The sequence below is a fragment of the Rickettsia peacockii str. Rustic genome, assembly GCF_000021525.1.
In the GTDB taxonomy this organism is placed as follows: Bacteria; Pseudomonadota; Alphaproteobacteria; order Rickettsiales; family Rickettsiaceae; genus Rickettsia; species Rickettsia rickettsii.
This window is the reverse complement of sequence record NC_012730.1, coordinates 1216631-1243264: the sequence shown is the minus strand read 5'-3', so window position 1 is coordinate 1243264 and position 26634 is coordinate 1216631. Positions and strand designations below refer to the sequence as shown.

Here is a 26634-nt window from a genome sequence, read left to right as displayed (position 1 = left end):
TATGAGCGAAGTTTTTGAAATACCAAACGGTGAAAGCAAGGTTTTACTCCATTGTTGTTGTGCTCCTTGTGTTGGCCCTTTAATGGAAAAAATGATCGATACCGGCATTAAGTTTATGCTTTTTTTCTATAATCCTAATATTCATCCTAAAAAAGAATATGAGCTTCGTAAAAACGAAAATATTAAATTTGCCGAGAAACATAATATAGAATTTATCGATGCAGATTATGATCCACAAAATTGGTTTAGGCGTGCTAAAGGGATGGAGCTTGAGCCTGAGAGAGGTATACGCTGTACAATGTGTTTTGATATGCGTTTCGAGCGTACGGCTTTATATGCTTATGAGAACGGCTTTAAAGTTATAACTAGCTCGCTTGGTATTTCTAGATGGAAAGATATGAACCAAATTAATGAATCAGGGACTAGGGCGACATCTCATTATGAAGGGGTGACCTATTGGACTTATAATTGGCGTAAAGATGGCGGTGCTAGCAGAATGTACGAAATTGCAAAAGAAGAGAACTTTTATAAACAAGAATTTTGCGGCTGTGTTTATTCTTTCCGTGATACTAACGATTGGCGAGTAGCAAACAATCGTCCTAAAATCGAGATCGGCAAGGAGTATTATTAAGACCTCAAATTAATAAAAAAATATTTTATTTTTTTGCATCTTTATATTATAATAATCTAGACAATCTAGCTATATGAGGATTTTTTATGAATAAATGGCAGTTACACGAAGCAAAGAATAAGTTAAGTAATATTATTGATATTGCAATGCATGGTACCCCTCAATGTATTACAAAAAGGGGTAAAGAAGCAGTTGTAATTATTAGTATAAAAGACTATAAACAACTTACTAAAAAAAAAACTGATTTCAAAGAATATTTATTGAGCATACCTAAGACAGATAATTTGGATATTCAGAGAGCAAAAGGATATGCTAGAGATTTTGAATTATGAAATATTTATTAGATACTAATGTTGTATCTGAAATTCAAAAGAAAAAATCCAATTCTCAAGTAGCAGCATGGTTTTCAATTATTCATTCTAGCCAGTTATACTTAAGTTGTATTACTATCGGCGAAATAAGAAAGGGAATATCAAAATTAGCAAAGAAAGATAAAATAGCAAGTTTGAAATTAGAAAAATGGTTAGAAAGAATAATAATAGATTATAATGAAAGAATTCTTAATATTGACAAAGAAATATGTGAGGAGTGGGGTGAATTAATGAGTATTGATAGTACGAATGCAATCGATGCTTTAATAGCTGCACAGGCAAAACAAAGTAATATGATACTAGTTACTAGAAATATTAAACATTATAATATGTTTAATATAAAAATATTTGATCCTTTTAACTGATCAAAATTTTCTTTCCCAATAATAATACCCTATGAAAAAACTATCATTTCAGCAAATTATTCTGACATTACAAAATTATTGGCAGGATTATGGCTGTGCAATATTGCAACCTTACGATGCCCATGTTGGAGCCGGTACGTTTCACCCTGCAACTGTACTTCGCTGCCTTGGTACTAAACCTTGGTCTGTTGCATATGTTCAGCCATCAAGAAGACCAGGGGATAGCAGGTATGGCATGCATCCTAATAGAATGCAGCATTATTATCAGTTTCAAGTTATCTTAAAGCCGTCTCCGGATAATATTCAAGAGTTATATCTTAAAAGCTTAGAATATTTAGGCATAGATTTAAAAATTCATGATATCAGATTTGTTGAAGATGATTGGGAGTCGCCAACCTTAGGTGCTGCCGGGCTTGGCTGGGAAGTATGGTGTAACGGTATGGAAGTATCGCAATTTACTTATATGCAGCAAATCGGTGGTATTGAATGCCGTCCCGTTGCCGGTGAAATAACTTATGGACTCGAGAGGCTTGCTTTATATATTCAAGGTGTTGATGAAGTAAGAGAGCTTGATTGGAACGGGCAAGTAGGCGAAAAAGCTTTAAAATACGGTGAAGTGGATTTCGAAGCTGAATGGCAATTTTCAAAATATAATTTAGAGCTTGCCGATAGTGAAATGTTACTGCGACATTTCAAGGATAGCGAAGACCAGTGTGAGAGATTAATCAAAGCTAATTTACCTATGCCGGCTTATGATGAATGCCTTAAGGCAAGTCATGCATTTAATCAACTAAATGCACTTGGAGTAATCAGCGTCACTGAGCGTGCTTCTTATGTTTTAAGAGTGCGTCATTTAGCTAGAATTTGTTGTACAAAATGGTTGGAGATGAACAAGTGAGCGAGTTATTATTAGAACTATTTAGCGAAGAAATTCCGGCTTTTATGCAAAAAAATGCTGAAGAGGGTTATTTAAATATATTCACAAAAATTTTTGAAGAAAACGAAATATTTGCAAAAGTACAAGTATTCGCGGGACCTCGCAGGATAACGCTGCATGCTACCCATTTGCCAAAGATAACTTTGCCAAAAGAGGAAGAAATTAAAGGACCAAGCATAGAAGCTCCGGAAACCGCTATTAACGGCTTTTGTAAAGCTCATAATGTTAGTAAATTAGAGCTTCCTACTAAATTAATTAGTAATCAGCTATATTATTTCTTTGTCAAAAAAACAGAAGAAAGAGAAATAAAAGAGATTTTGCCGGAGATTATTATAGAGGCTATTAATAAATATAGCTGGGCAAAATCGATGTTTTGGGGTGATTACAAAATAAAATGGATTAGACCTCTGCGAAATATTTTATGCATATTTAACGGCGAAATATTACCGATGCAATTTGGGCATTTAACCGCTAATAATATTACGTATGGGCATCGTCTTACTGATAATAAAAAATTAGAAGTAACAGATTTTGAAGATTATAGAAATAAGCTTTTAGAAAATCATGTTATTTTAGAAAGAGCAAAGAGAGAGGCAATAATTAAAACCGGTTTACTGGAACTAGCAAATTCTCATGAGTTAATTATAAAAGAAGATAATCGTTTAGTAGAAGAAGTAGTAGGGCTTAGCGAATTTCCTATTGTGCTGCTTGGAAAAATACCGCAAAAATTTTTAGAGTTACCTAAAGAAGTACTTATTTCTTCGATGCGTACGCATCAGAAATATTTTTGTTTATTTGATAAAACAGGAAATTTCACACCGTATTTTCTCTTTGTCAGTAATGGCAGATTTACAAATGCTGAACTAGTTATTCAAGGTAACGAGAAAGTTCTATCGGCACGTCTTTCGGATGCTTTATATTTTTGTAAGCAGGATATAGCTAAAACTTTAGAATCAAGATTAGGCCAATTAGAAGCTGTAACATTTCATGCAAAGCTTGGTAATTTAAGAGAAAAAATTGAACGCATAACCGATATTTGTAATTATATAGCTCCAAATAATAAGGATTTGATTACAGCAGCTAGACTTTGCAAAAGTGATCTTGTTTCTGAGATGGTCTGGGAATTTCCTGATTTACAGGGGATTATGGGTTATTATTATGCAAAACATGAAGGGCTAAATGCAGAAATAGCCGCTGCAATTAAAGACCATTATAAACCGCAAGGTTTGAGCGACAATGTACCAAGTGGAAATGCGGCTTTACTTGCTTTAGCCGATAAGCTAGATAGTTTAGTAGGTTTGATGATAGCAGGGGAAACACCAACAGGCTCAGGTGATCCATATGCCTTAAGACGTCAAGCTCTTGGTATAATAAGAATAATACTTGAAAATAAATTAGAGCTAAATTTTAATGATTTAATTAATTTTTCTATAAACTTATATAAAGATTCATCTGACGAAAATAAGAATTTAATAATATCTTTTTTTGAAGAAAGAGCAAAATTTTACTTTAAAAATGACTATGATATTGCGTTAATTAATGCAGTTCTTGACTTAAATTTAATAGATACAAACTTTAAGCTTGATGAGTTAAAAGAATTTTTAATAGAAGACGCAGGCAAGCAATTATTAAATGCTTACAAACGAGCTAGCAATATAATTGGTGATCAGAAAATTACCGGCTTAGTTGATGCGAGTCTCTTTAGTACACAACCTGAAAAAGAATTATTTGAAGTAATCCAAAAAATTTCTCCGGAAATTATAGATAGTATAGCTGATAAAGATTATAAGAAAGCCTTAAATTTATTATCGTCTCTATTAACTCCCATTACTAGCTTTTTTGATAATATACTCGTTAATGACTCTGATCCAAAGATCGCTCAAAATCGTTTGTCGTTATTACAGAATATTTGTGAATTATTTGATAAAGTAGCTAAGTTTAACCGCTTATGATAAACAAAGCAGTTCAATTTATAAAATCAGGTAAAGTGGTTGTTTTTCCGACTGAAACAGTCTATGGGATTGGTGCGGATGCCACAAATAATGAGGCGTGTTTAAAGATTTTTCAGTTCAAAGAGCGCCCTGCTATCAATCCGCTTATCGTGCATGTCTCCTCCATAGAGCAAGCAAAGGAAATAGGGGAGTTTGACGATTTAGCTACAAAAATAGCAGAAAAATTTTGGTCTGGACCATTATCTATAGTTGTCCCTTTAAAAGAGAATGCAAATATTGCCCCTAGCGTAACAGCAGGACTAAATACCATAGCACTTCGGATACCATCTTATCCTGTAGCGTTAGAGCTTATCAGACAATCAGGCATACCTATAGCTGCCCCAAGTGCTAACCCTTCAAACTATATTAGTCCGACTAACGCTGAGCATGTCACAAAACATTTTAAGGATAATCAGGAAATTTTTATTTTAGCACCTGAAATCTATCAATCTAAATATGGGCTAGAGTCAACGATAATTGATACAACAACTGTTACTCCTACTATTCTTAGAGAAGGGTTTATAACTGCTGAAATTTTAGGAGAAATACTAGGGATAGAAGTTTTAAAAGCATCAGAGACAAGTACTATAAAAGCGTCGGGAATGCTTGCAAAACACTATTCACCAAAAGTACCGGTTAGGCTAAATGCTATAAATTTGGAGGATAAAGAAATCGGATTAAATTTTAGCAATAGCAATCTTACAGGAAGAGTTTCATTAAACTTAAGTGTAAAAGGTGACTTTATAGAAGCCGCTGCAAATCTTTATGCTTATTTAAGAATACTTGACGATTATGCTGCATCTCATGATGTAAGAGGTATAGCAGTTAGCCCTATACCTCAAGTGAATATAGGGGCTGCAATTAATGATCGCCTAAAACGTGCCGCAAAATCATAAATTTCGGCGTTCTATTCGCCTTAATAGCTTTTTGATGATATTTGGTAATTACATAGTTATCGTGCGGTTTTAAATAATCATTTTTATTTATAATTTCAAAATTACCGTTCTGCTGTATTAACTCTATTGCTTCATAAAAATAATTTTCGATATCGGAAGCAAATACTAAATTACCATTGTCTTTTAGCTTATCTTGTAAAAGCTTAAGTCGTTCTTTATTGAAAATACGTTTCTTTTTTTGCTTATTTTTTATCCATGGATCGGGAAATAAAATATAAATTCCATCAAGGCTATTACTTGGTATCTCATTTAATATTAAATCCAAATTATTAGGGAATAATAAAAAATTCGTGATATTTTGTTCGCCTGCAAGCTTTAAAACATTTGCAACTCCGTTTAAATATACCTCTATCCCAATAAAAAGTGCATTAGGATTCATTTTAGCTTGATTAATGAAATGCTCACCCATACCAAAGCCTATCTCAAGAAATACTTTACGTTTTTCATTTACAAGCTTTTCTTTAGAAAATAAATATTTTGGTAGTTTGTTATCTAATAAATTCTTTTGCACTCCTGATAAGCTTTTACCGATACGTCTTGCATATGACCGATTGAGATTAATAGGAGACAATAATATTACCCTACTGTGACCTTGTAGATCCTTATAAACGCTTTCAATATTATAACCATGATCTAAGAAAATTTGGGTTACCGCTTCTTCCTGTTTAAACCCTATTTCTAATATAATCTTACCGTTTGGTTTTAAGAATTGTTTGGCATTTTCGGCGATGAGAAAGTAAGCTTGCAGTCCGTCTTTTTCAGCAAATAAAGCAATAGACGGTTCATAATTGATTGTTTCAATTGCCATCTCTGATTTTTCGCTGTGAGCTATATATGGCGGGTTGCTAACGATAAAATCAAATTTCTGAGTTTCAATATTCTCAAACCAATTACTGTGAATAATCTGAATGCGATCCGTTACCTCATATTTTGCTGCATTACTTTTGATAATGTCTATAGCATCAAGACTTATATCGGTTGCAATTACATTAGCATTCTGTAACTCACATAATAGACTGATAGCAATGCAGCCGCTACCTGTGCCAAGTTCTAGGATATTTAAGAATTTGTCATTGCAGTTTTCGCTTATGTCATTCCCGCGAAAGCAGGGATCCGGTTGTTTTTTTTCTGGATTCCCGCTTTCGCGGGAATGACATTGAAATACAACATCCACCAAAACTTCAGTATCGCTTCTTGGAATTAATACATGTTTATTAACAATAAATTCACGTGAGTAAAATTCTTTAACACCTGTAATATATACTATCGGTTCATGCTTTAATCTTCTCGCTAACAGTTTTTCAAAAGCTTCTATCTTGGCTTCATTTAACTGTTCATCAAGATTAATAAGTAAATACTCAATAGGTTTATTTATAACATGCTGTAGTAAAATTCGTGCTTCTAATTGCGGCGAACTAATACCTATTTTATTTAATTTATCTGTAGCGTCACTAAGAATTTGCTTTATAGAACATTGCATGGAAAGTTTTATTTTCTGCCAAAATTTTTCATTTCTAAAATCTCATCTACACTACCTAGCGGTGCTCGTTTTTTAAGTTCAGTAAATTCACGAAATATATTATTACCAAATTTATTCTTATAATATTCGGGTTCTAGAGTTATAATATCTATTTTAAGATAATTTTTGGTTTTAGGTATTTTAATTATTTTCATAAACCGTTTTATGTTATTATATCACCAATTATTTCTGAATAATATCTATATAGCTATTTTTAAAGCTAAGATTTGCTAATGTTTCTAAATCACAAGTGATTAAAGGTTCTTGTTCGTGTTGATTTTTTAATAAATAAGGACTAGTACAAAACCAAGCGAACTCTCCTTTTATCTGGTCAGCAGTTAGTTTATTTAGTACTTCACCATTTTTCCCATACAAAATCAAGTCAGAAAAAGCACCATATCCTGCTTCGGTAAATTTTATGGGAGCTTTCTTCCCACCTAAAATTTATTTTTTCTCATATTCTTTAATAATAATATGAGTTATATTTTTTGTTGGAACAGTAATCATATATTCTTTTTTGTTAGGATAAATAATCGCTGCACATTTAGCAATAAAATTATGAAGTTTAAGCGAAAGACTATAGTATTATTATAGTCATATATTGGAGCTTTAAATAAAATTTGCGTTCTGGAAGTTGCCATAGTTATGATCATTTCTACCGATGGTATATCAATACTACTTTTCTGTTCCCATGCTTTATTATAGGTAAAAACTACATATACATCTGTTAAATCTTGGTCATGATATTCTATGCTAGAGTCAAAAGCATCTAGGCCCATAAAAGCTTTTCTATATTCTTTTTCCCGGACTGGTTTATAAACTCCCCCTGTTTCTTTGAAAAATTTTGCCAAGTAGTTACATTTACTCCATTAACTTTTACCATATAAAAATGTAAATCATCTTCTACTTCATAATGATAAATTTCTGATTTTACTTCTTGTGCTTTATATAGCTTTGTAAAAAGATGTTGTAAATTAGAATATTTTTCATCTATTTTACTGAAATCAAATTCAGAGAAAATCCGCAGAGCTTGCATATATTGCATGTCTATATTATCAGGTGCTTTTGCTTCTTTGCATGCAACTTTTATAAATTTATTTAATTGTTCTTCTTGCTCATTAAAATCATTTTTTTTAAATTCTTCTAAAAATTTTTTTAATAAAAGTTCTTTCCTATAATTTGCATCATCAATATACGTACTATTATTAATATCTATGCCTGTTTTTAATCTTAGAGAAAGAATTTCATTGACGAATTCAGAAATTTTAATTTCATGTTCTGTACTATATTGGGAAGAGCTAGCAATTTTTATAGATTGCGGTTTAAAAGATAAATTATTACCTAATTTTAAAATAAAATCTTTTACTTCTGGCCAATCTCTATAATTTGATATATCTAAGGAAATAATTTTGTCTGTGGCTTAAATCTTGCAGAAAAGTAAAAATCTTTTCTAAGCTCGCTTTTTGTTTTTAAGGTTTAAAATACCCTCTTCCATAGAATATAAGGCTTCTTCTAATTTAGCATTAGCTTTTTTCATTTTATAAATAAATATTAATTTTTAATATAATATTAAGGATTAATATTTTGTCAATTATAAACTAATTATCTCTTCCATATCCCTTGGCAACTCACAAGAAAATTCCATAATCTCATTACTAGTCGGATGAGTAAAACTTAAATACCAAGAATGCAGGGCTTGACGTTTAAAATCAATTAATTTTGCTTTTAGTTCAGGGGGAGAATGAGCAATTTTTCGGTCGTTATTGCCGTAAGTTTGGTCGCCGACTACCGAATGCTTTAAATGGCTTAGCTGTACTCTAATTTGGTGAGTTCTACCCGTACTAAGCTTGCACTCCACCATACTAATACTACCTTTATAAAATAATTCTAGAGTCTTATAATGTGTAACGGCTTCTTTGCCGCCATATTTTAATATGGTCATTTTTTGGCGATCGCTTCGGCTGCGACCTATATTATTCTTAATGACTCCTTCTAGCGGATTTATTACTCCCCACACTAACACTTTATATTTCCGTATTACCTGCCTTTGTTCTATCTGATTTGCAAGTAGCATATGTGCTTTATTATTTTTAGCAACTACCATCAAGCCCGTAGTGTCTTTATCTAAACGATGTACTATCCCGGGTCTTTCTGATGAGCCGATATCCGATAAGTTTTTTGTATGATGTAATAAAGCATTAACAAGCGTATCGTCATGATGCCCTGCTCCTGGGTGTACCGTCATACCTGCAGCTTTGTTAATTACTATCAAATCATCGTCTTCATATATTATATCAAGTGCTACATTTGCTGCTGCAATTTTTAGCTCTTCAGGTTCTTTAAAAGAAAATAATATAATATCATTCTCCTTGACCAAAACATCAGGATCAGAAATAATTACATCATTAACTAGTACTTGCGAATCTTTAATAGCTTTTTGGATTTGATTCCTTGAAACATTTTCAAGAAGCGATGATAGAGCTTTATCAAGCCTTATGCCATTTAGTTCGTGTGGTACGGAATATTTTAACATATTTTATTTTAAGATAATGAATAATACGCTTAAATGGTTAAGTGCAATCGGTGTTGAATATTATTGCCATGAACATCCACCGCAATTAAAGGTACGTAATAATACTGAACTAACTGAAAAGCCACAAGTAAAACTTATGTCTACAAAAGAAACTGCATTCAATATGAATGATAAAGTTCATGATAATATAACCCTAGCAAGATCTCTTGCCGATAAAGCTAATAATATCGAAGAACTAAAAGAATCTCTACTAAATTTTAATGGTTGTGAACTTAAGAAATTTGCTACTAATACGGTTTTCGGTGACGGTAATTTGGAAGCTAAAATTATGTTAATAGGCGAAGCCCCGGGAAGTACCGAAGATTTGAAAGGAATACCTTTTTACGGCGAAAGTGGCAATTTACTTGATAATATGCTACATGCTATCGGAATTTCACGAAAAAATAACGCTTATATTACTAATACGGTATTTTGGCGTCCTCCTGCTAATAGACAGCCGACGTTCGAAGAAGTCGATATTTGTAGACCTTTTGTCGAGAAGCATATTGCTCTTATTAACCCGCAGCTAATTATTCTAGTCGGTAGCACGGCTGCAACTAGCTTACTTGGAAAAAATTCGGGTATTACTAAAATTAGACAAGAATATTATTTTTATACCAATAAATATCTATCCGCTCCTATTCAAACTACGGCAATCTTCCACCCTGCCTATTTACTCCGCCAACCTATGCAAAAACGCACCTCTTGGTATGATTTACTCAAGATTAAGGAGTATTTAGTCAATAATAGACTTCTTGCATAACTTGTACATTAATCTAGTACTAACAGCTTCACGTACTTTTCAAAATAATTTTCTACTGGACAATTAGTCGTATATATGCGACAGTGTAATCACCTCTAGTTAAGCTTAATATGCAAAACACTAAACAAATACAATTTTTATAACAGATATTCTGCTATTAAATGCAGGTAATAAAGATACTCAAGGCAAAGATATTAAAAAAGCCTTAGAAATAATAGAAGAAGTTTATAAACGAAATTGAGGGTGTTATATGGAAAGTTTACAGATTATTTAAAAGAAAAATTACAACATGAGGAAATATTAGTAGGGTATATTAATGAAGCGTTAGAGCAATATTTCGTGGATCATAATAATGAGCTATAATGGCTGTTTTAAAAGAAGCCATTATAGCAAGAGGAGGTATAGCAAAAATCTCTAAAGAAGCTCATATAAATAGGGAACATATATATAGAGAATATTATCTATTAAACGCTTTAGGCTTGCAGTTGAAAGTAGAAGCATGTGCGTTTTAAATTTTCATTAACCTTGCAAGTTGAGCAAGATATCAAAGAAAATTTTTAAATCCTAATAAATCATAATTCATTTCTAATTTCATTAAATTAGGGTTATACTTACTGATGTATAAAAATAAGGTATATCCATATGACCAATGAAAATAATAATGATTCAGAATTTGCTGAATTAAAAATCAGAGGAAAAATATTTAAATTACCTATACTTAAAGCAAGTATCGGTGAGGATGTAATCGATATAAGTAGGGTATCTGCGGAAGCCGATTGCTTTACTTACGACCCGGGTTTTATGTCTACTGCTTCTTGTCAGTCTACTATCACCTATATAGACGGTGATAAAGGAATCTTGCGGCATCGAGGATATGATATTAAAGACTTAGCTGAGAAAAGTGATTTTTTAGAAGTGGCATATTTACTGATTTATGGGGAACTACCAAGTGGCGAGCAGTATAATAATTTCACTAAACAGGTTGCTCATCATTCATTAGTGAATGAAAGATTACACTATTTATTTCAAACCTTTTGTAACTCTTCTCATCCTATGGCTATTATGCTTGCGGCTGTCGGTTCTCTTTCGGCATTTTATCCTGATTTATTGAATTTTAAGGAAGCAGATTACGAACTTACCGCTATTAGAATGATTGCTAAGATACCTACCATCGCTGCAATGTCTTATAAATATTCTATAGGACAACCGTTTATTTATCCTGATAATTCGTTAGATTTTACCGAAAATTTTCTGCATATGATGTTTGCAACGCCTTGTACGAAATATACAGTAAATCCAATAATAAAAAATGCTCTTAATAAGATATTTATCCTACATGCCGATCATGAGCAGAATGCTTCTACTTCAACAGTCCGAATTGCCGGCTCATCCGGAGCTAACCCTTTTGCTTGTATTAGCACGGGTATTGCCTCACTTTGGGGACCTGCTCACGGCGGGGCTAATGAAGCGGTAATAAATATGCTTAAAGAAATCGGTAGTTCTGAGTATATTCCTAAATATATAGCTAAAGCTAAGGATAAAAATGATCCATTTAGATTAATGGGTTTTGGTCATCGTGTATATAAAAACTATGACCCGCGTGCCGTAGTACTTAAAGAAACGTGCAAAGAAGTATTAAAGGAACTCGGGCAGCTAGACAACAATCCGCTCTTACAAATAGCAATAGAACTTGAAGCTATCGCTCTTAAAGATGAATATTTTATTGAGAGAAAATTATATCCAAATGTTGATTTTTATTCGGGTATTATCTATAAAGCTATGGGTATACCGTCGCAAATGTTCACGGTACTTTTTGCAATAGCAAGAACCGTAGGCTGGATGGCACAATGGAAAGAAATGCACGAAGACCCTGAACAAAAAATCAGCAGACCTAGACAGCTTTACACCGGTTATGTACATAGAGAGTATAAGGGTATTCGGGAGAGGTAAACATTTTCGTCATTGCGAGCGACTGCAAGGAGCATAGCAATCTCAAGAGATTTGATGAGATTGCCACGTCGCTTCGTGCCTAGCAATGACGTTGAAAATATAAATCATATGCATTTTATTGATGAAGTTAAAATATATATAAAAGGTGGGAACGGCGGCAATGGTTGTGTTAGTTTCCATCGTGAGAAATTTATTGACAGAGGCGGACCGGACGGTGGTGATGGTGGACGTGGCGGTAGTGTTATTTTCAGGAGTAATCACCATCTTAATACGCTAGTAAATTATCGATATAAACAGCATTTTACCGCAGAAAACGGCGAAAACGGTAAAGATTCAAATAGAAGCGGTAAATCAGGAAAATCATTAGTTCTTGATGTTCCGATCGGTACTCAAATCTTTTCCGAGGACGGCAATATATTATTTTATGATTTCACTGTGGATGATCAAAGCTTTGAAATAATTAAAGGAGGAAGTGGTGGTCTTGGTAACAGTCATTTCAAATCGTCGGTTAATCAAGCTCCAAGAAAGCGTACGGAAGGAGAAATTGCCGAAGAAATGTGGATTCATTTAAGTTTAAAACTTCTCTCTGATGTTGGGCTTGTGGGGCTTCCAAATGCCGGTAAATCTACTTTTTTATCCGTTGTAACGGCAGCCAAGCCTAAAATTGCCGATTATCCCTTTACTACTTTAGTGCCAAATCTTGGAGTGGTATATGTTGATGACGAAGAGTTTGTCATAGCCGATATTCCTGGTTTAATTGAGGGGGCTCATCAAGGTCACGGACTTGGCGATAAATTCTTAAAGCATATAGAAAGATGTAATGTATTAATACATTTAATAGATGGCTCTAGTAATGATGTAGTTGCAGATTATAATACGGTACGTCTTGAGCTTGAATCATATTCCGATTATCTAAAAAATAAAATCGAAACCATATGTCTTAATAAATGCGATGTTCTCACAGATGAGGAAATACAGGAAAAAATAAATAAGCTGCAGAAAGTTACTAATAAAGAAGTTTTTCCTATCTCTACCTGCACTAATGCTGGAGTAAATAAAATAGTTAAACTTGCTTTAGAGACTATAAAAAATCAGGAGTAATACTACTAGGTATTGCCTGCGTGGATACTGAGGATGTAGAAGTCAAGATTTGATCTTACAGACACTATAAATTTTGCACCTGATTGTCAGTTACATTTTGACTGTCAGAGACGTATTCAAGATACAAGATTTCATTATTCTTTTCAACAGCTAATTTTCTACTATCCTTAAAAGTTTGCATAGGAGTTTTTCCATAACAATATTTTCCTGAATGTGGTCGCTCATTATTGAAATGCTCTAACCAAATATCAAGATCTAATTGTAAATCATCAAGATCTGTATAAATCTTTTTCCGCATAGCTGTATCAAAGAATTCTTGTTTCATGGTTTTATTAAAACGCTCACACATACCATTTGTTTGGGGAGAATATGCCTTAGTTGTAGTATGCTCTATACCTTCGATACTTAGAAACAACTCAAAAGCATGATGCTCTATATTCCCCTTATATTCTGACCCACGATCTGTAAGAATACGAAGTATTGGTATCCCTTGGGTCTCGTACCATGGTAACACGCGGTCATTAAGCATATCAGCAGCAGTTAAAGCTGTTTTATCAGTATATAGTTTAGCATCAGCTACCCTAGTATAGCTATCAATAAATACCTGAGAATAAACCTTACCTATACCTTTGAAATTACCTACATAATATGTAATAGTTGAGATTATATCTTATATTTAGTAAAATAAATTAATTATTAAATGGAGATGAAAAATGAACTTAAATCAAAAAATAATAAAGCCAAAAATAGGGTTACTAGAACTAGCTAAGAGTCTTGGTAGCATATCATCAGCATGTAAAGCGATGGGCTATAGTAGAGATAGTTATTACAGATTTAAAGCACTGTATGAAACTGGTGGCGAAGAGGCATTATATGAAATTAGTCGAAGAAAGCCAATAATAGCGAATAGAGTTGATCCAGCGATAGAGAAAGCAGTAATGGATATGGCAATAGAATATCCAGCATATGGTCAGCTAAGAGTATCAAATGAGCTTAAGAAGAGCGGTATACTTGTATCGCCTGGAGGAGTGCGATCAATTTGGTTACGTAATGATTTAAACAATATCAGTAAAAGGCTTAAAGCATTAGAAGCAAAGATGGCTCAGGATGGTATTGTTCTTACTGAATCTCAATTACAAGTGCTAGAGGAGCGTCGTAATGAAAGAGAAGCTCATGGAGAAACTGAGACGCAGCATCCAGGTTATCTAGGATGTCAGGATACGTATTATGTAGGTAATTTCAAAGGTATAGGTAAGGTTTATTCTCAGGTATTTATTGATAGCTATACTAGGGTAGCTGATGCTAAACTATATACTGATAAAACAGCTTTAACTGCTGCTGATATGCTTAATGACCGCGTGTTACCATGGTACGAGACCCAAGGGATACCAATACTTCGTATTCTTACAGATCGTGGGTCAGAATATAAGGGGAATATAGAGCATCATGCTTTTGAGTTGTTTCTAAGTATCGAAGGTATAGAGCATACTACAACTAAGACATATTCTCCCCAAACAAATGGTATGTGTGAGCGTTTTAATAAAACCATGAAACAAGAATTCTTTGATACAGCTATGCGGAAAAAGATTTATACAGATCTTGATGATTTACAATTAGATCTTGATATTTGGTTAGAGCATTTCAATAATGAGCGACCACATTCAGGAAAATATTGTTATGGAAAAACTCCTATGCAAACTTTTAAGGATAGTAGAAAATTAGCTGTTGAAAAGAATAATGAAATCTTGTATCTTGAATACGTCTCTGACAGTCAAAATTTAACTGACAATCAGGTGCAAAATTTATAGTGTCTGTAAGATCAAATCTTGACTTCTACATATTATGCTTAAAACATTAGAGCAGAATCAAATTGTAGAAACCTATTTAATACAAGAAGATTTTAGTAGTACTTTAGATGAGCTGCAAAAAATAAACGCAAAGCTTGAAGAATATTGTAAGGTTTTTGCTCTGCTTGAAAGAATTAAAACCGAATTAGCTGAAGAAGATAAAGTATATAACTAATTTAATTTATATAAAAGGTGCAAGCGTGCAAGCCGCATTTCGCCTTTTATATTCAATAATAATTTCCTGCTTCAACTTCTAGCTTTTTAAAAGGTGATATACCGAGGCTATACCCTATAATAATAGGAATTACTATCATCAACAATCCTAAATTATTAAAACGTTCTGTTAAATAAACAATCCCAAAAGAACTAATTACATACATAGCGGCTCTTGAATAAGCATATATAAAGCTAGCATAGGTAAATCGTTTTAAAACCGGAAAACTTTTATAAAATATTGGAATTGCCGGGGATTCACTTGGAGAAAAAGTCACTACAATTAGTGGAATTAAGAGAATTTGCTAACCTTGCGTTATATTATCTAATATTAATGGACTAGATAGAAGAAAAGTTAAAAATATTACTAATTGCATTTATAGCATAAACACGTAAGTGCTAGTGCTACAACTACTATAGAAATTTGTATTAAAAAATAATAAATTGCAGTCTTCTTATTAACTTTTTCCTGCCATACAGGATTATTTTTTATCTTTGCTACATCAATTATATTACTATCTTTTATCGTTTCTTGTATTCTACACTTAGCATCAACAAAATCCGGTGTTTCTCGCAAAGTAGTCCTAGCAGCACTAACTATTAATGCAATTCCTGTACCTACCCAAAATGCGATACGCTAATTAAAGTCATAGGATGTAACTAAGGTTTCTACGCCAAGGGCCACAGTTAATCCTAAGCTAGCACACACCCCTACAAATGCTACGGCAGGAACGCGTTTAAGAACTCCAACAGATTCTGTTAAATATAATTCTGCTCCTACTCTTGCTCCCATGGATGACATACCTTGCACTATACGGCATATTGTTACTATGCAGGCGGCACTAGCACCTACTTGGGCATAAGTAGGAAGATTAACCATAACGATGCAAGAAAATGACATTAAAATAGTGGTAATAATGACTGTGGATTTCCGACCTATATTATCAGCCAAATAATAAAGCTCCTAAGGGTCTAAAAATAAAAGTAGAACAAAAAGAAAAAACTGCAAGAAGTCGATTAACTTGAGTATCATATTGCGGAAAGAAAAGCTCATCAATTAGTACTGCCATATGAACATATAGCATAAGATCAAAATATTCTCAAAAAGTACCTATAGATAGTAAGCCTATGCCTATAGCCCGTTTTTGTTCTCTGTTTAAACTTTTTTGTTTTTTTTCGTATCCCAACACAATTTTTTCTAAAAAGTTAATTTATAGAAAGGTTATATTGAGAAGATTTCAAGTCTATAAATTCAAGGCAAAAGTTACAATGTTTTATGATTATATTTATTTAAAACTTCTTTGACTAATGAAGTTGTTATTTTTCTTTTGGCAATTAAAGCAAAATAGTTAATATTGTCTAATATTTCTATAATTTTCGAATATTCCCTAGGCAAATTTACTAAAAGAAAATCTATTATTTGTCGGGATATTGTTACCGAAGAAATAGCAAAATGCTTAAATATTAGAATTTTGATTAATTCATCGTCAGGTGAGTTTAATAGAATACTAAGTACTGATTTAATACGTGAAGATAAATCGGGTAAAGTAAAATTTCTGCTTTTATCAGATGCGGTAAGTAAAAGATATTTTTGTTTTTCGTTAATAATATTAAATATATGAAGTAATGTCGGCTCTTGCCAGTTTTCAATATCTTCAATGATGAAAGCATTATATTTTTCTGAAATTTCTTCATTAAAAAAAATATCTTTAATAATATAGGCATTGCTTAAATTTTGCCATATTTTGGTTAAATAAGTTTTGCCTGACGAAGAAGGTCCTTTAATTAATAAAGTAAATTTATAAGGGTTAACGCCAAAGCCGCACTGCCAATTTTTTATAATATTATAAGCTTGATCGTTAGAACTAGAAACAATAAATTCATCAGGATGATATTTACTAGAAGTAGTAAAACGAAATATATATTGCTGCACTGTTATAAGAATTTTTTAGTCGTCTATTCGATAGAATTTGCTAGATTTATAAAATTTAATTAGATTCAAAAGTAAAATTTTTGTAATCCCTGCAATCGGTATAGCAAAAAATATTCCAATAATTCCAAATAAACTGCCGCAGGCAAAAATTGAGAATATAATCCAAAGAGGATGCAACCCTATTTTATCACCGATAATTTTAGGGGTGAAAATATAAGACTCGCAAATATTTCCAACTAGATAAATTATCATTATATATAGTAATTTAGTAGTTACACCAAAAGTTAAATAGCCGATAATTAGAGTTAAAAGAAACGATATAAAAGTACCAAGGAAAGGAATAATAACTAAAAATCCTGTTAAAATGCCAAGTAAAAGAGCGAGATCAATACCTATTACGGTAAATGCAATACTATAATAAGTAGATAATAATAAGCAAATATTTAGCTGTCCTCTTATGTAAGCAGATAACAGATTATTAATTGCCGATAATATTTCAAGGATTTTCGGTCGGGTTTTTATAGGTAATAATGATTTCATGTTTGCAATAATTTTAGCCCAATCACGTAGGAAATAGAATAATATTATAGGTATAAGTAAAAATAAAACAAATATGTTAATAGTTATAATAGTATAACGCCAAAAATTATTAGCAATACTGCCAAGTATAGTAAATATACTATTTATAAAATTGCTTAAAGAATTCTTGATTTTATCGGCAATATCAGGTTCTATCGAATAAATTTTTACCATTATAGGCGGTAATATTTCTGCCTGTAAATAATTGTTATATTTTGGAATATTATTTATAAAAGTAAAAATTTGTCCATAAATTATCGGCACTAAAATAGTTAAGCTTAAGAAAAATATGCTCAAAAATATCAGATAAATTATGCTTGATGCAAATTTATTTGATATTTTAAATTTTGATGCGATAAAACCTATAGCAGGTTGTAGTAAGTAAGATATTATAAATGCGATAAAAAATGGTTTTACTGCGTCTGAAATTAGCATAAAACCGCTGATAAAAAGCCCTAAAAAAACTAGCCAAAATATAGCGGTTCTATTCATTATTATTTTGCTCATTTTCTATACGAAGATCAACTTCAAAAAGAGCTAGGAGTTCACAATGCGAAGATCACAGCGTATACTTAATACGTGAGAATTGAAGCTCTTGTAAAACGACGACGCCAATTTTTGAAGTTGATCGAGTATTAAGGTTTTTTAACTACTTGTACGGTAGCAGGACGAAGTAGTCTATCTCTAATTTTATATCCTGATTGCATTAAAGTAATAATACTATTCGGTGCATGATCAGGATGTTCTATCTGCGCAATTGCATTATGTAAATTATAGTCGAACATTGATCCTATTTCCGGCTTTATTTCTTCAATATGATGTTTATGAAAGACTTTGTCTAGCTCGTCTTTAGTCATCTGAACGCCTGCAATAATATTTGTGACTTCTACATCAGAATTTGCCGGTTTATGTGCTAATGCTCTTGAAAGATTATCACTAACATTTAGTAGTTCTTTAGCAAATGTAGCAATTGCATAATCTTTTGCTTCGTCACGTGCTTTTTCTAAACGCTTTCTTGTATTGTCTATTTCAGCAGTAGTTCTTATTAGCTTATCTTTTAGCTCTTCAATCTCGGCTTTTAACGCTGTTACCTCCGGATTTGCTGTTTCAACTATCTCTTCAGCAATATCATTTATTGTTTGTTCATTATTTTCTATATTATCGTCTATCATATTATTTACTTTATATTTATGTTCTTTTTTGAGGTATATATAGATATAATAAAAATTTTTTCAATGGTATACTCGTTTAATTTGAAAAATTGGTGTCGTTGTTTCGTATTTTTTTATCCTTACGTACTAGTATGTATGCTGCGGTCAAAAAATATGAAACGCCTTACTCTTTTCCAAATTAAACTTTACTATTTATTTTTACTTATGGAGTACAAATTGTATTATGAGACAGTCAGGAAGAAAAAGCAACCAATTACGTCCTATTTCATTAGAATTATCCCCGCTTATTAATGCGGAAGGTTCATGTCTTATTAAAATCGGTAATACACATGTCATGTGTAGTGCTACTTGTGAAACTACCGTACCGCCATTCTTGAGGGGACAAAATCAAGGCTGGATTACTGCCGAGTACGGTATGCTTCCCGGTTCTACATCACAGCGTATTAAAAGAGAAGCGGCACTTGGGAAACAAGGCGGAAGAACGCAAGAGATACAGCGTTTAATAGGTAGGGCGATGCGATGTGTAATTGATGTGAGGAAACTTGGCGAGAGGCAAATTATCATAGATTGTGATGTTATTAATGCTGACGGCGGTACTAGAACTGCAGCAATAACAGGGAGCTACGTAGCATTGCACCTAGCTATTAGGTCCTTGATGAAAAAGAGAGTTTTAAAGGTGAACCCTTTAATTAGTCAAATTGCAGCTATTTCTTGCGGTATATATAAAGGTGAGGCGATACTAGATTTGGATTATTTAGAAGATAGTGATGCGGACGTGGATAGTAATTTTGTGTTTGCAGGTAACGGTAATTTAATCGAAGTACAAGGCACGGCAGAGAAAAATCCTTTTTCCGAAGAGCAGTTTTTAGCAATGTTAAAACTTGCTAAAGGCGGAGCTGCGGAATTATTTAAACTACAAAATCAGGTACTGCTTGGGTCTTAGAAAGTTGCCAAGTGGATCAGTGTTCCCGTCATTGCAAAAAATGCTAATTTATAGCATTTTTTTATTATTGCTCTGGATTGCCGCATCGCTTTGCTCCTCGCAATGACGGTGCATGTATCCACGCAACCAATCTTCCACGAGAAGAACGTATTTATTAAGCGTATGGATTATCATCAAAAGCAATATGTTCACCTGATAATATAATTATCTTATCTCGATTGGTATTATTTATAAATACCTTATGATTAAGATCTGTTACTTTAACACTACTATGTGGTCCTAAGATTAATTCCGCAACATTGCCTAGGCTTTCAAACGTAACACGCTGATTAGCGCCAATTGTTATTTTATTGGGGGATATATTAATATTTGCTGTTCTACTTTCTTCGGTAAAAGTAATAGTTCTATATTTTGGATCGTTCATATTTTCCTCTTTGAATGAATTTTAAGTTATAAAATCATTACTACAATATGCCATATACTACTTCAATTAAAATTTTTTTTAACCTAGCTCTTTACTCAATTTATAATTGCTATTATAGTGTTTTTTTAAATTTAAGCGGCTATGGTATTAAGATTATATTATTGTCTATTATGCCTTATTAGTAGAATTATCCTCTGATCAATATGAGCAATTTGTAAGTAGTACTGTAGAATACAGTATTACCGATAATCAAAATATTGGAGTACATTTTTTGTACAAAGAAGATAAATTTTTGAATGAAAAAAACATAAGCACGGATGCTTCTATTTACTATAAATTGAAGCTATTTGAAGATAAAGATTGTGTTATTGCGGCTCAGCCTAAAATTTTAATGAGTAAGAGTAAAAAACTTAAAGAAGATTTTTTAGGCGAGATATCTTTACTAATGGGAATGTCTAAAAATATCCGCCCTGTTATTATTTTTAATCAAAATATATTTAGCTTTGGACATTCAATTAATATTGGTTCTAAGAAGATGTATTATAATTTTTCTACTTGTGAAGGGATTAAATTTAAAAACGGCATAATGCTTACAAGTTTTACAAAATACCATACTCGGAAAATTACGGCGGCTATGTATATGATAGTTCAGTTTATGAGCAGTTAGGAATTGCAAAGATAATTAATTTTGGTAAAGAGAATAGAAACTTGTTAACTGCTCAAATCGGTCATTTTTGGGATCGCAGTCTTTCAAATTAAGAAATATAAAATATCAGGTATAAATTTTTCAGCATGGTTAGATGTATAAATGAAGATATAATATTACAGATAATCAGAGATAAAAATTTATTAGGTAAAAAACAAGCTAATAGTTTAAAAGCTATGATCGAAGAAGCAATTATCGATAATGAGATAATGATTGATATATTATATGAAAATAGAATATTGCTGCTAATAAGCAATATTTCTTATATACAAGCCTATGTAGTGAATGGTTATTGTATATATGACGATGTTCATGGTAATACAATAACTGCTATAAATGATCTAAAAATATTGTTTAGTAATAATAATATTTTTAGATCTATAATGCTGATCAAGAAATATTATTTTTAAAATTATTAGAAAAAATTTCGCCTATTTAACTAGTATCAAAGCAAAATATGCTCTTGAATTTAAAGTCGGACCGATTATTGCTAAGAATATTAATTATACCAATAAAATAATAATATTTTTCGTCGTGTTTATAGCCACATTGATTTATCTGCCGGTTTTATTTCATGTTGTTAATAATATAAGCTATTGTTTGCAAAATATTTTAAAATCATGTATAAGGGCAGTAAGAGAATCGCCTTCGGTAAGGGTTGTATGGATTGAAAAGCGTATTCGGTGTCATACCGTGGTTTGACCACGGTATCCAGAAAATAATTAAAAATACTAATATTAGTATTTTTAACTGGATCCCGCGATCAAGTCGCGGGATGACAGAGTGGAATCGCTTCACAAAACAAGTAGTACTAAAAATCATTCGGTGGAATCACAAATTTTTCAAAATGAGGAGAAAGCTTTACCGGTTTATACAGTTTTAGTACCGTTATATAAAGAATTAAGTAAGTTAAGGTCAATAATTAAAAATATTTCATTAATTAATTATCCAAAAGATAAGCTAGGCGTTAAAATTATTATCGAAGATGACGATTATCTAATGATTAAAGAAATAGTGTTATATAATTTACCGTCTTATTTTTATGTTATATCTGTTCCGAAAAGTCTACCAAGAACTAAAAGCCGAAAGCCCTTAATTATGCTCTAGAATATTCACGTGGCGAGTATCTAGTAGTATATGATGCTGAAGATAAACCTGAACAGCTACTTAAAGCTCTAGCAATGTTTAAAAACTTACCTCTAGAATATGCTTGTCTTCAAGTTAAGCTTAATTTTTATAATAAAAATGAGAATATTTTAACCTATTCTCAAAAATGTTTAATATAGAATATAGTTTATGGTTTGAATATATCTTGAAAGGATTAAGTTTGCTAAAACTTCCTACACCTCTTGGGGGTACTAGTAATCATTTTAAAACGGATATATTAAATAAGCTTGGCGGATGGGATTCTTATAATGTAACAGAAGATGCCGAGCTTGGTATAAGAATTTACTCACAGAACTATAAAGTAGCTATTCGTGATTCCTATACTCTAGAAGAGGCTCCGAATAGTTTAGGTAATTGGCTAAATCAAAGATCACATTGGATTCAAGGCTTTTTGCAAACATTTTTGGTATTTAAAGCACAAAAAGATAAATGCCAAAAGTTTACTTTATTGCAAGTAATAACAATTTATATTTTCATCGGCTTATCTACTTATAATTTTTGGAGTTTACCATTTATAATATTTTCTATTGTTATAAATAATAAATTCTATAATTAATTATTTATGGCTTATTAATAGTATTTTTTCGCTTTTATATCTATATGGTACAGCTCTGTATATATTAAAAAATTCTTTAAAAAGCGGAAAAGTAAAATTTCAGGATATAGTAGCTTTGAGCTTATGGGCTAGTTATTTTATATTACATACTGTAGCTTCATATAAAGCAGTATTTGAAATAATTTTCTGTCCTTTGAATTTGAAATGGAGTAAAACTAAACACGGCACTAGTTTAGAGGATTTTGAGAAAGAATAGACCTCTAATAAAAAAAATTTATTCTTGCCCCTTGAACTAACAAAAATAAAATATATATAGTATGTACATTTAAAGATTTAATAATTGGAGGTTAAAATGTCTTTTAAACCATTACATGATAGAATTGCAATAAAGCCTATCGAACAAGAAGAAAAAACTAAAGGTGGAATTATTATTCCGGATACTGTAAAAGAAAAGCCGATGCAAGGTGAAATAGTAGCCGTAGGTAATGGTATTCGTAATAAAAAAGGCGAAATTCATCCTTTAGAGCTAAAAGTAGGCGATAAAGTTTTATACGGTAAATGGGCAGGCACCGAAATTGAAATTAAAGGCACAAAACTGATCGTTATGAAAGAAAGCGACGTATTTGGTATTATTAATTAATTATTTGTTTTTAAGGAGAAATTAAATATGGCAACAAAACTTATTAAACACGGCTCAAAAGCTCGTGAGCAAATGTTAGAAGGCATTGATATACTTGCAGATGCAGTAAAAGTTACTTTAGGTCCAAAAGGCAGAAATGTACTTATAGAGCAATCATTCGGTTCACCGAAAATTACAAAAGATGGTGTGACGGTTGCAAAATCGATCGAGTTAAAAGATAAAATTAGAAATGCGGGAGCTCAGCTATTAAAATCAGCTGCTACAAAAGCTGCAGAAGTAGCCGGTGATGGTACTACTACAGCTACGGTACTTGCTAGAGCTTTGGCTCGTGAGGGTAATAAGCTAGTAGCTGCCGGTTATAATCCTATGGATTTAAAGCGTGGTATGGATTTAGCGGTAAACGCAGTAGTAGAAGAAATTAAAAAATCCAGTAAAAAAATCAATAGCCAAGAGGAAATCGCACAAGTCGGTACTATCTCTTCAAACGGTGATAAGGAAATCGGTGAGAAAATTGCTAAGGCAATGGAGGAAGTCGGTAAAGAAGGCGTGATAACCGTTGAAGAAGCAAAGAATTTTAGCTTCGATGTTGAAGTAGTTAAAGGTATGATGTTTGATAGAGGTTATCTATCACCGTATTTTGTAACGAATTCCGAGAAAATGGTTGCTGAGCTTGAAAATCCTTTCATCTTACTATTTGAGAAAAAATTATCAAATTTACAACCGATGTTACCTATACTTGAGGCTGTAGTACAATCACAACGTCCGCTATTAATTATTGCTGAGGATGTTGAGGGCGAAGCTCTTGCAACGCTTGTAGTCAATAGATTACGTGGTGGTTTAAAAGTTGCGGCAGTAAAAGCTCCCGGTTTTGGCGATAGAAGAAAAGCAATGATGGAAGATATTGCTATCCTAACTAAAGGTGAGCTTATTACTGAAGATTTAGGTATGAAGCTTGAAAATGTGAGTATTAAGAGTCTAGGGACAGCAAAAAGAGTAACAATTTCTAAAGAAAATACCGTAATTGTTGACGGTAACGGTGATAAGAAAAATATTGAAGATAGAGTATTACAAATTAAATCTCAAATAGCTGAAACTACTTCTGATTATGATAAAGAAAAACTGCAAGAGCGTTTAGCTAAACTTTCCGGCGGTGTTGCCGTATTAAAGGTTGGCGGTGCTACGGAAGTTGAAGTGAAAGAGCGTAAAGATCGTGTTGAAGATGCACTTGCTGCTACAAGAGCGGCAGTTGAGGAAGGTGTTGTTGCCGGTGGCGGTGTAACATTACTTCATGCATCACAACCTTTAACAAAGCTTAAAGTAGAGAATAAGGATCAACAAGCAGGTATTGAAATAGTAATAGAAGCTTTAAAGGATCCGTTAAAACAGATTGTTGAAAATGCCGGTGAAAACGGTGGCGTAGTAGTTGGTAAATTACTAGAACATAAGGATAAAAATTATGGCTTTAATGCTCAAGATATGCAATATGTCGATATGATTAAAGCAGGAATTATTGATCCGGCTAAAGTAGTGCGTACTGCACTTCAAGATGCTGCTTCCGTTGCTTCGTTAATTATTACCACGGAAACTTTAATTGTTGACGAACCTTCTGATAAGGCAGAGCCAATGCCAATGCGTGGCGGTATGGGAGGCATGGGCGGTATGGATTTCTAAGTCTATATCTCTATAAGATAGGTTATGCAATAGATCTAATAAACCCGTTTTGTTGTATTGCTCGTTCCCCTCATTGTAAGGAGGCATTGTTGCGTGGACCGCAAAAACTGTTCAATAGTCATATCGTGGCTTAACCATGGTATCCAGAAAAAATACTAATAATATTAGCATTTTAAACTGGATCCTGCTACAAGCTCGCAGGATGACAATTGAGAAACTAGTCCACGCAGGCAATGCCTGCTCCGCAATGACGATTTTAACAACGTGCTGTACAACACATTATTAAAAGTCGCAGTAGGACACAACTGATTTATGCAACAAATGGGTTTTAAAGCGATTCTTTGCTTAATTTGAAAATAAACTCTTTAATAAAACTCTTCCTAAAAAAATAAAATATAGAATTTCTTGTAATTATTTCAATAAATGACTGCAAATATTTTTTAATTAATTATAATAGCTCAACCTTTGGTATTTATCCTATGAGACTGTTAACAAAATAATTTTAAAACTCATTAAATTCTTTTTAACTACAAATTATAAGATTTTTTTGAAATAGGGATATTTATTACTGTAAAAATCTCTTTAATTATCAATTAAAGTTATTTTGTTAACAGCCTTATATAGGATGATCAAAAGGTTTTAAGCGGTTTTACGCTTTAATTATTAAGAATAGATTTCTTGTTGCAGTTATAGGCAAGGTTAATCTATATTCGTTTAATTTAAAAAATTAGTAATAACAGTTTCTAGCTTTTGGTTGGTTAAACTATGCTAACTAAAATTAGTAAGGTTTTAGAAAATTACTATTCTTATTTTTAAAAAATCTTATAATTTATACAGTTAAGAAAGACTAAAATAAGATAATTTAAATTTTATATATAAAACTTAAAAAATTAGGTTCTAAAAGCAATCTAAAGGATAAAAGATAAAATAATAGGGTAGGGTAGTGCGAAGCTCGCCACAAGCTTAATTTTTCCTATTAATATCAACTAAAGCTGGGTTTTATTAATATTTACTAAAAATAGCAAATTAATTAGAAATATTAATAGAACTTCATTAAGTTTATTGCTTTAATTGGTGTTTAGTTATTCGTAAGTATAACTATTAACTGAATTAGTATAAATTAAAGAGGGACATCTTCTTAGCGGTGGAAAAGAAGATGAGAGAGATTCTGTTAATTATACTAATGCAGAAATGTGACAATTTTCATCTGACAAAACATTTGATTGGAGAGATAGAAGCAAATACCATCATGTTCATAAAGTAAAAGTCGGTGACAAGTTTGATATACATTGGGATTATACCATGGCACATAAAACACGTGGTTATTATACATATGCGATCACTGATCATCCTAATGATTTTTCTCAAAGACTAACTTTTAATGAGCTTAAGACATTTTTTGAAAATATAAGCCAAGAAAAACCATTTTGGAGCCATCCATTACCTGCTTCTACGGATCACTCAATAATTCTTCTGGAAAGAGAAGCGCGATTTCGCGTTCTTTTAGAGAGATGGATAGTCGCTGACCGGCATGGCATTTCATCAATCATGGGTTCTTGAATATGAAGCAAGTTTAGGCGGTGAAGGGCGCCTGGACATGGACACCATCATCACGATGCTTAATTAG

At 32.3% G+C, this 26634-nt stretch carries 33 protein-coding genes and 3 pseudogenes; 22 read left to right on the top strand and 14 right to left on the bottom strand.

Annotated features, from left to right (window positions below; all coding sequences use genetic code 11):
• Position 1: 1 nt before the first annotated feature.
• The 6 genes from RPR_RS07385 to RPR_RS07360 all read left to right on the top strand — a co-directional run bounded on the left by RPR_RS07385 (position 2) and on the right by RPR_RS07360 (position 5191).
• A complete protein-coding gene (locus RPR_RS07385) occupies positions 2-631 on the top strand; it encodes an epoxyqueuosine reductase QueH (protein WP_012737054.1) in 630 nt (209 codons plus the stop codon).
• Positions 632-717: 86 nt separating this feature from the next.
• The gene (locus RPR_RS07380) at positions 718-963 is read left to right on the top strand and encodes a type II toxin-antitoxin system Phd/YefM family antitoxin (RefSeq protein WP_012737053.1); all 246 of its coding nucleotides are present in this window, start codon (positions 718-720) and stop codon (positions 961-963) included.
• Positions 960-1367 carry a type II toxin-antitoxin system VapC family toxin gene (locus RPR_RS07375; protein WP_010977875.1) on the top strand — a complete coding sequence of 136 codons (408 nt, stop codon included), beginning with the start codon at positions 960-962 and terminating at the stop codon, positions 1365-1367. Before RPR_RS07380 ends, RPR_RS07375 begins: the two co-directional genes overlap by 4 nt.
• Before the next feature lie 31 nt (positions 1368-1398).
• The gene (locus RPR_RS07370; RefSeq protein WP_012737052.1) at positions 1399-2265 is read left to right on the top strand and encodes a glycine--tRNA ligase subunit alpha; all 867 of its coding nucleotides are present in this window, start codon (positions 1399-1401) and stop codon (positions 2263-2265) included.
• Positions 2262-4256, top strand: coding sequence for a glycine--tRNA ligase subunit beta (gene glyS, locus RPR_RS07365; protein WP_012737051.1), 1995 nt, complete (start codon positions 2262-2264; stop codon positions 4254-4256). The genes RPR_RS07370 and glyS overlap by 4 nt, the downstream gene beginning before the upstream one ends.
• Complete coding sequence (locus RPR_RS07360; RefSeq protein ID WP_012737050.1) at positions 4253-5191, top strand: L-threonylcarbamoyladenylate synthase; 939 nt, start codon at positions 4253-4255, stop codon at positions 5189-5191. Before glyS ends, RPR_RS07360 begins: the two co-directional genes overlap by 4 nt.
• Here the strand turns inward: RPR_RS07360 and trmB are convergent.
• From trmB to RPR_RS07340, 5 genes are all read right to left on the bottom strand, one after another.
• A complete protein-coding gene (gene trmB, locus RPR_RS07355; RefSeq protein ID WP_012737049.1) occupies positions 5157-6731 on the bottom strand; it encodes a bifunctional peptide chain release factor N(5)-glutamine methyltransferase PrmC/tRNA (guanosine(46)-N7)-methyltransferase TrmB in 1575 nt (524 codons plus the stop codon). The genes RPR_RS07360 and trmB overlap by 35 nt on opposite strands.
• 8 nt (positions 6732-6739) lie before the next feature.
• On the bottom strand, positions 6740-6925 hold the full coding sequence (locus tag RPR_RS07350; RefSeq protein WP_004997160.1) for a hypothetical protein: 186 nt from the start codon (positions 6923-6925) through the stop codon (positions 6740-6742).
• 28 nt (positions 6926-6953) lie between these two features.
• On the bottom strand, positions 6954-7145 hold the full coding sequence (locus tag RPR_RS09350) for a hypothetical protein (protein WP_228368852.1): 192 nt from the start codon (positions 7143-7145) through the stop codon (positions 6954-6956).
• Positions 7146-7273: 128 nt separating this feature from the next.
• Positions 7274-7549 carry a hypothetical protein gene (locus RPR_RS09345; RefSeq protein ID WP_228368851.1) on the bottom strand — a complete coding sequence of 92 codons (276 nt, stop codon included), beginning with the start codon at positions 7547-7549 and terminating at the stop codon, positions 7274-7276.
• The gene (locus tag RPR_RS07340; RefSeq protein ID WP_010977869.1) at positions 7540-7815 is read right to left on the bottom strand and encodes a hypothetical protein; all 276 of its coding nucleotides are present in this window, start codon (positions 7813-7815) and stop codon (positions 7540-7542) included. Before RPR_RS07340 ends, RPR_RS09345 begins: the two co-directional genes overlap by 10 nt.
• 169 nt (positions 7816-7984) lie before the next feature.
• Here RPR_RS07340 and RPR_RS08740 point away from each other — a divergent pair, with 169 nt between their 5' ends.
• Positions 7985-8155 carry a hypothetical protein gene (locus tag RPR_RS08740; protein WP_016946025.1) on the top strand — a complete coding sequence of 57 codons (171 nt, stop codon included), beginning with the start codon at positions 7985-7987 and terminating at the stop codon, positions 8153-8155.
• Positions 8156-8361: 206 nt separating this feature from the next.
• Here RPR_RS08740 and RPR_RS07335 read toward each other — a convergent pair whose 3' ends face one another.
• Positions 8362-9303: an RluA family pseudouridine synthase gene (locus RPR_RS07335; protein ID WP_012737048.1), complete on the bottom strand. Its 942-nt coding sequence runs from the start codon at positions 9301-9303 to the stop codon at positions 8362-8364.
• Positions 9304-9319: 16 nt separating this feature from the next.
• On the opposite strand from RPR_RS07335, the gene RPR_RS07330 reads away from it, so the two are divergent.
• From RPR_RS07330 to obgE, 4 genes are all read left to right on the top strand, one after another.
• Positions 9320-10105, top strand: a complete 786-nt coding sequence (locus RPR_RS07330; protein WP_004997170.1) for a uracil-DNA glycosylase — start codon at positions 9320-9322, stop codon at positions 10103-10105.
• Between the two features lie 362 nt (positions 10106-10467).
• Positions 10468-10617 (top strand): transcriptional regulator, encoded by a 150-nt coding sequence (locus RPR_RS07325; protein WP_012151415.1) that lies wholly within the window; start codon positions 10468-10470, stop codon positions 10615-10617.
• A gap of 130 nt (positions 10618-10747) precedes the next feature.
• A complete protein-coding gene (locus RPR_RS07320) occupies positions 10748-12055 on the top strand; it encodes a citrate synthase (RefSeq protein ID WP_012737047.1) in 1308 nt (435 codons plus the stop codon).
• Between the two features lie 108 nt (positions 12056-12163).
• Positions 12164-13156 carry a GTPase ObgE gene (obgE, locus tag RPR_RS07315; RefSeq protein ID WP_012737046.1) on the top strand — a complete coding sequence of 331 codons (993 nt, stop codon included), beginning with the start codon at positions 12164-12166 and terminating at the stop codon, positions 13154-13156.
• A 64-nt stretch (positions 13157-13220) separates the two neighbouring features.
• On the opposite strand, the pseudogene RPR_RS07310 reads toward obgE, so the two are convergent.
• Positions 13221-13808 (bottom strand): annotated as a pseudogene (locus RPR_RS07310) (IS481-like element ISRpe1 family transposase); the annotation flags it as partial.
• 61 nt (positions 13809-13869) lie between these two features.
• Between RPR_RS07310 and RPR_RS07305 the strand changes: the two are divergent.
• Together RPR_RS07305 and RPR_RS07300 are read left to right on the top strand one after the other, a co-directional pair.
• Positions 13870-14964 carry an IS481-like element ISRpe1 family transposase gene (locus RPR_RS07305; RefSeq protein ID WP_012737045.1) on the top strand — a complete coding sequence of 365 codons (1095 nt, stop codon included), beginning with the start codon at positions 13870-13872 and terminating at the stop codon, positions 14962-14964.
• A gap of 34 nt (positions 14965-14998) precedes the next feature.
• Positions 14999-15178 carry a hypothetical protein gene (locus RPR_RS07300; protein WP_085065778.1) on the top strand — a complete coding sequence of 60 codons (180 nt, stop codon included), beginning with the start codon at positions 14999-15001 and terminating at the stop codon, positions 15176-15178.
• A 52-nt stretch (positions 15179-15230) separates the two neighbouring features.
• Here the strand turns inward: RPR_RS07300 and RPR_RS07295 are convergent, their stop codons facing one another.
• The 6 genes from RPR_RS07295 to grpE form a co-directional block, all read right to left on the bottom strand.
• On the bottom strand, positions 15231-15494 hold the full coding sequence (locus RPR_RS07295; RefSeq protein ID WP_228368850.1) for a hypothetical protein: 264 nt from the start codon (positions 15492-15494) through the stop codon (positions 15231-15233).
• 89 nt (positions 15495-15583) lie between these two features.
• Positions 15584-15793, bottom strand: coding sequence for an MFS sugar transporter (locus tag RPR_RS07290; RefSeq protein ID WP_228368849.1), 210 nt, complete (start codon positions 15791-15793; stop codon positions 15584-15586).
• 60 nt (positions 15794-15853) lie between these two features.
• Entirely contained in the window at positions 15854-16168 is a 315-nt protein-coding gene (locus RPR_RS07285; RefSeq protein ID WP_085065777.1) for a proline/betaine transporter, read from the bottom strand.
• Positions 16169-16480: 312 nt separating this feature from the next.
• Positions 16481-17149, bottom strand: coding sequence for an HdaA/DnaA family protein (locus tag RPR_RS07275; RefSeq protein WP_012737044.1), 669 nt, complete (start codon positions 17147-17149; stop codon positions 16481-16483).
• 15 nt (positions 17150-17164) lie between these two features.
• Complete coding sequence (locus RPR_RS07270; protein WP_012737043.1) at positions 17165-18220, bottom strand: AI-2E family transporter; 1056 nt, start codon at positions 18218-18220, stop codon at positions 17165-17167.
• Positions 18221-18363: 143 nt separating this feature from the next.
• A complete protein-coding gene (gene grpE / locus RPR_RS07265) occupies positions 18364-18900 on the bottom strand; it encodes a nucleotide exchange factor GrpE (protein WP_010977570.1) in 537 nt (178 codons plus the stop codon).
• 223 nt (positions 18901-19123) lie between these two features.
• On the opposite strand from grpE, the gene rph reads away from it, so the two are divergent.
• Entirely contained in the window at positions 19124-19843 is a 720-nt protein-coding gene (gene rph, locus RPR_RS07260) for a ribonuclease PH (protein WP_010977568.1), read from the top strand.
• 154 nt (positions 19844-19997) lie between these two features.
• Here the strand turns inward: rph and RPR_RS07255 are convergent, their stop codons facing one another.
• The gene (locus tag RPR_RS07255; protein WP_004997861.1) at positions 19998-20267 is read right to left on the bottom strand and encodes a hypothetical protein; all 270 of its coding nucleotides are present in this window, start codon (positions 20265-20267) and stop codon (positions 19998-20000) included.
• A gap of 271 nt (positions 20268-20538) precedes the next feature.
• Between RPR_RS07255 and RPR_RS07250 the strand changes: the two are divergent.
• The 8 genes and pseudogenes from RPR_RS07250 to RPR_RS09330 all read left to right on the top strand — a co-directional run bounded on the left by RPR_RS07250 (position 20539) and on the right by RPR_RS09330 (position 26567).
• Positions 20539-21026: pseudogene (locus RPR_RS07250) on the top strand (hypothetical protein).
• A 33-nt stretch (positions 21027-21059) separates the two neighbouring features.
• Complete coding sequence (locus RPR_RS07245; protein WP_146603352.1) at positions 21060-21383, top strand: hypothetical protein; 324 nt, start codon at positions 21060-21062, stop codon at positions 21381-21383.
• 415 nt (positions 21384-21798) lie between these two features.
• Complete coding sequence (locus tag RPR_RS09340) at positions 21799-22080, top strand: hypothetical protein (RefSeq protein ID WP_228368847.1); 282 nt, start codon at positions 21799-21801, stop codon at positions 22078-22080.
• A 38-nt stretch (positions 22081-22118) separates the two neighbouring features.
• Positions 22119-22259, top strand: a pseudogene (locus RPR_RS09835) (hypothetical protein); the annotation flags it as partial.
• Positions 22247-22696: a glycosyltransferase family 2 protein gene (locus tag RPR_RS09335; RefSeq protein ID WP_228368846.1), complete on the top strand. Its 450-nt coding sequence runs from the start codon at positions 22247-22249 to the stop codon at positions 22694-22696. The pseudogene RPR_RS09835 and the gene RPR_RS09335, both read left to right, overlap by 13 nt.
• 352 nt (positions 22697-23048) lie before the next feature.
• Complete coding sequence (locus tag RPR_RS07230) at positions 23049-23336, top strand: co-chaperone GroES (protein WP_012737041.1); 288 nt, start codon at positions 23049-23051, stop codon at positions 23334-23336.
• Positions 23337-23363: 27 nt separating this feature from the next.
• Positions 23364-25007 carry a chaperonin GroEL gene (groL, locus tag RPR_RS07225; protein WP_012151120.1) on the top strand — a complete coding sequence of 548 codons (1644 nt, stop codon included), beginning with the start codon at positions 23364-23366 and terminating at the stop codon, positions 25005-25007.
• A gap of 1284 nt (positions 25008-26291) precedes the next feature.
• Positions 26292-26567 carry a lytic polysaccharide monooxygenase gene (locus tag RPR_RS09330; RefSeq protein WP_228368936.1) on the top strand — a complete coding sequence of 92 codons (276 nt, stop codon included), beginning with the start codon at positions 26292-26294 and terminating at the stop codon, positions 26565-26567.
• Positions 26568-26634 lie beyond the last annotated feature (67 nt).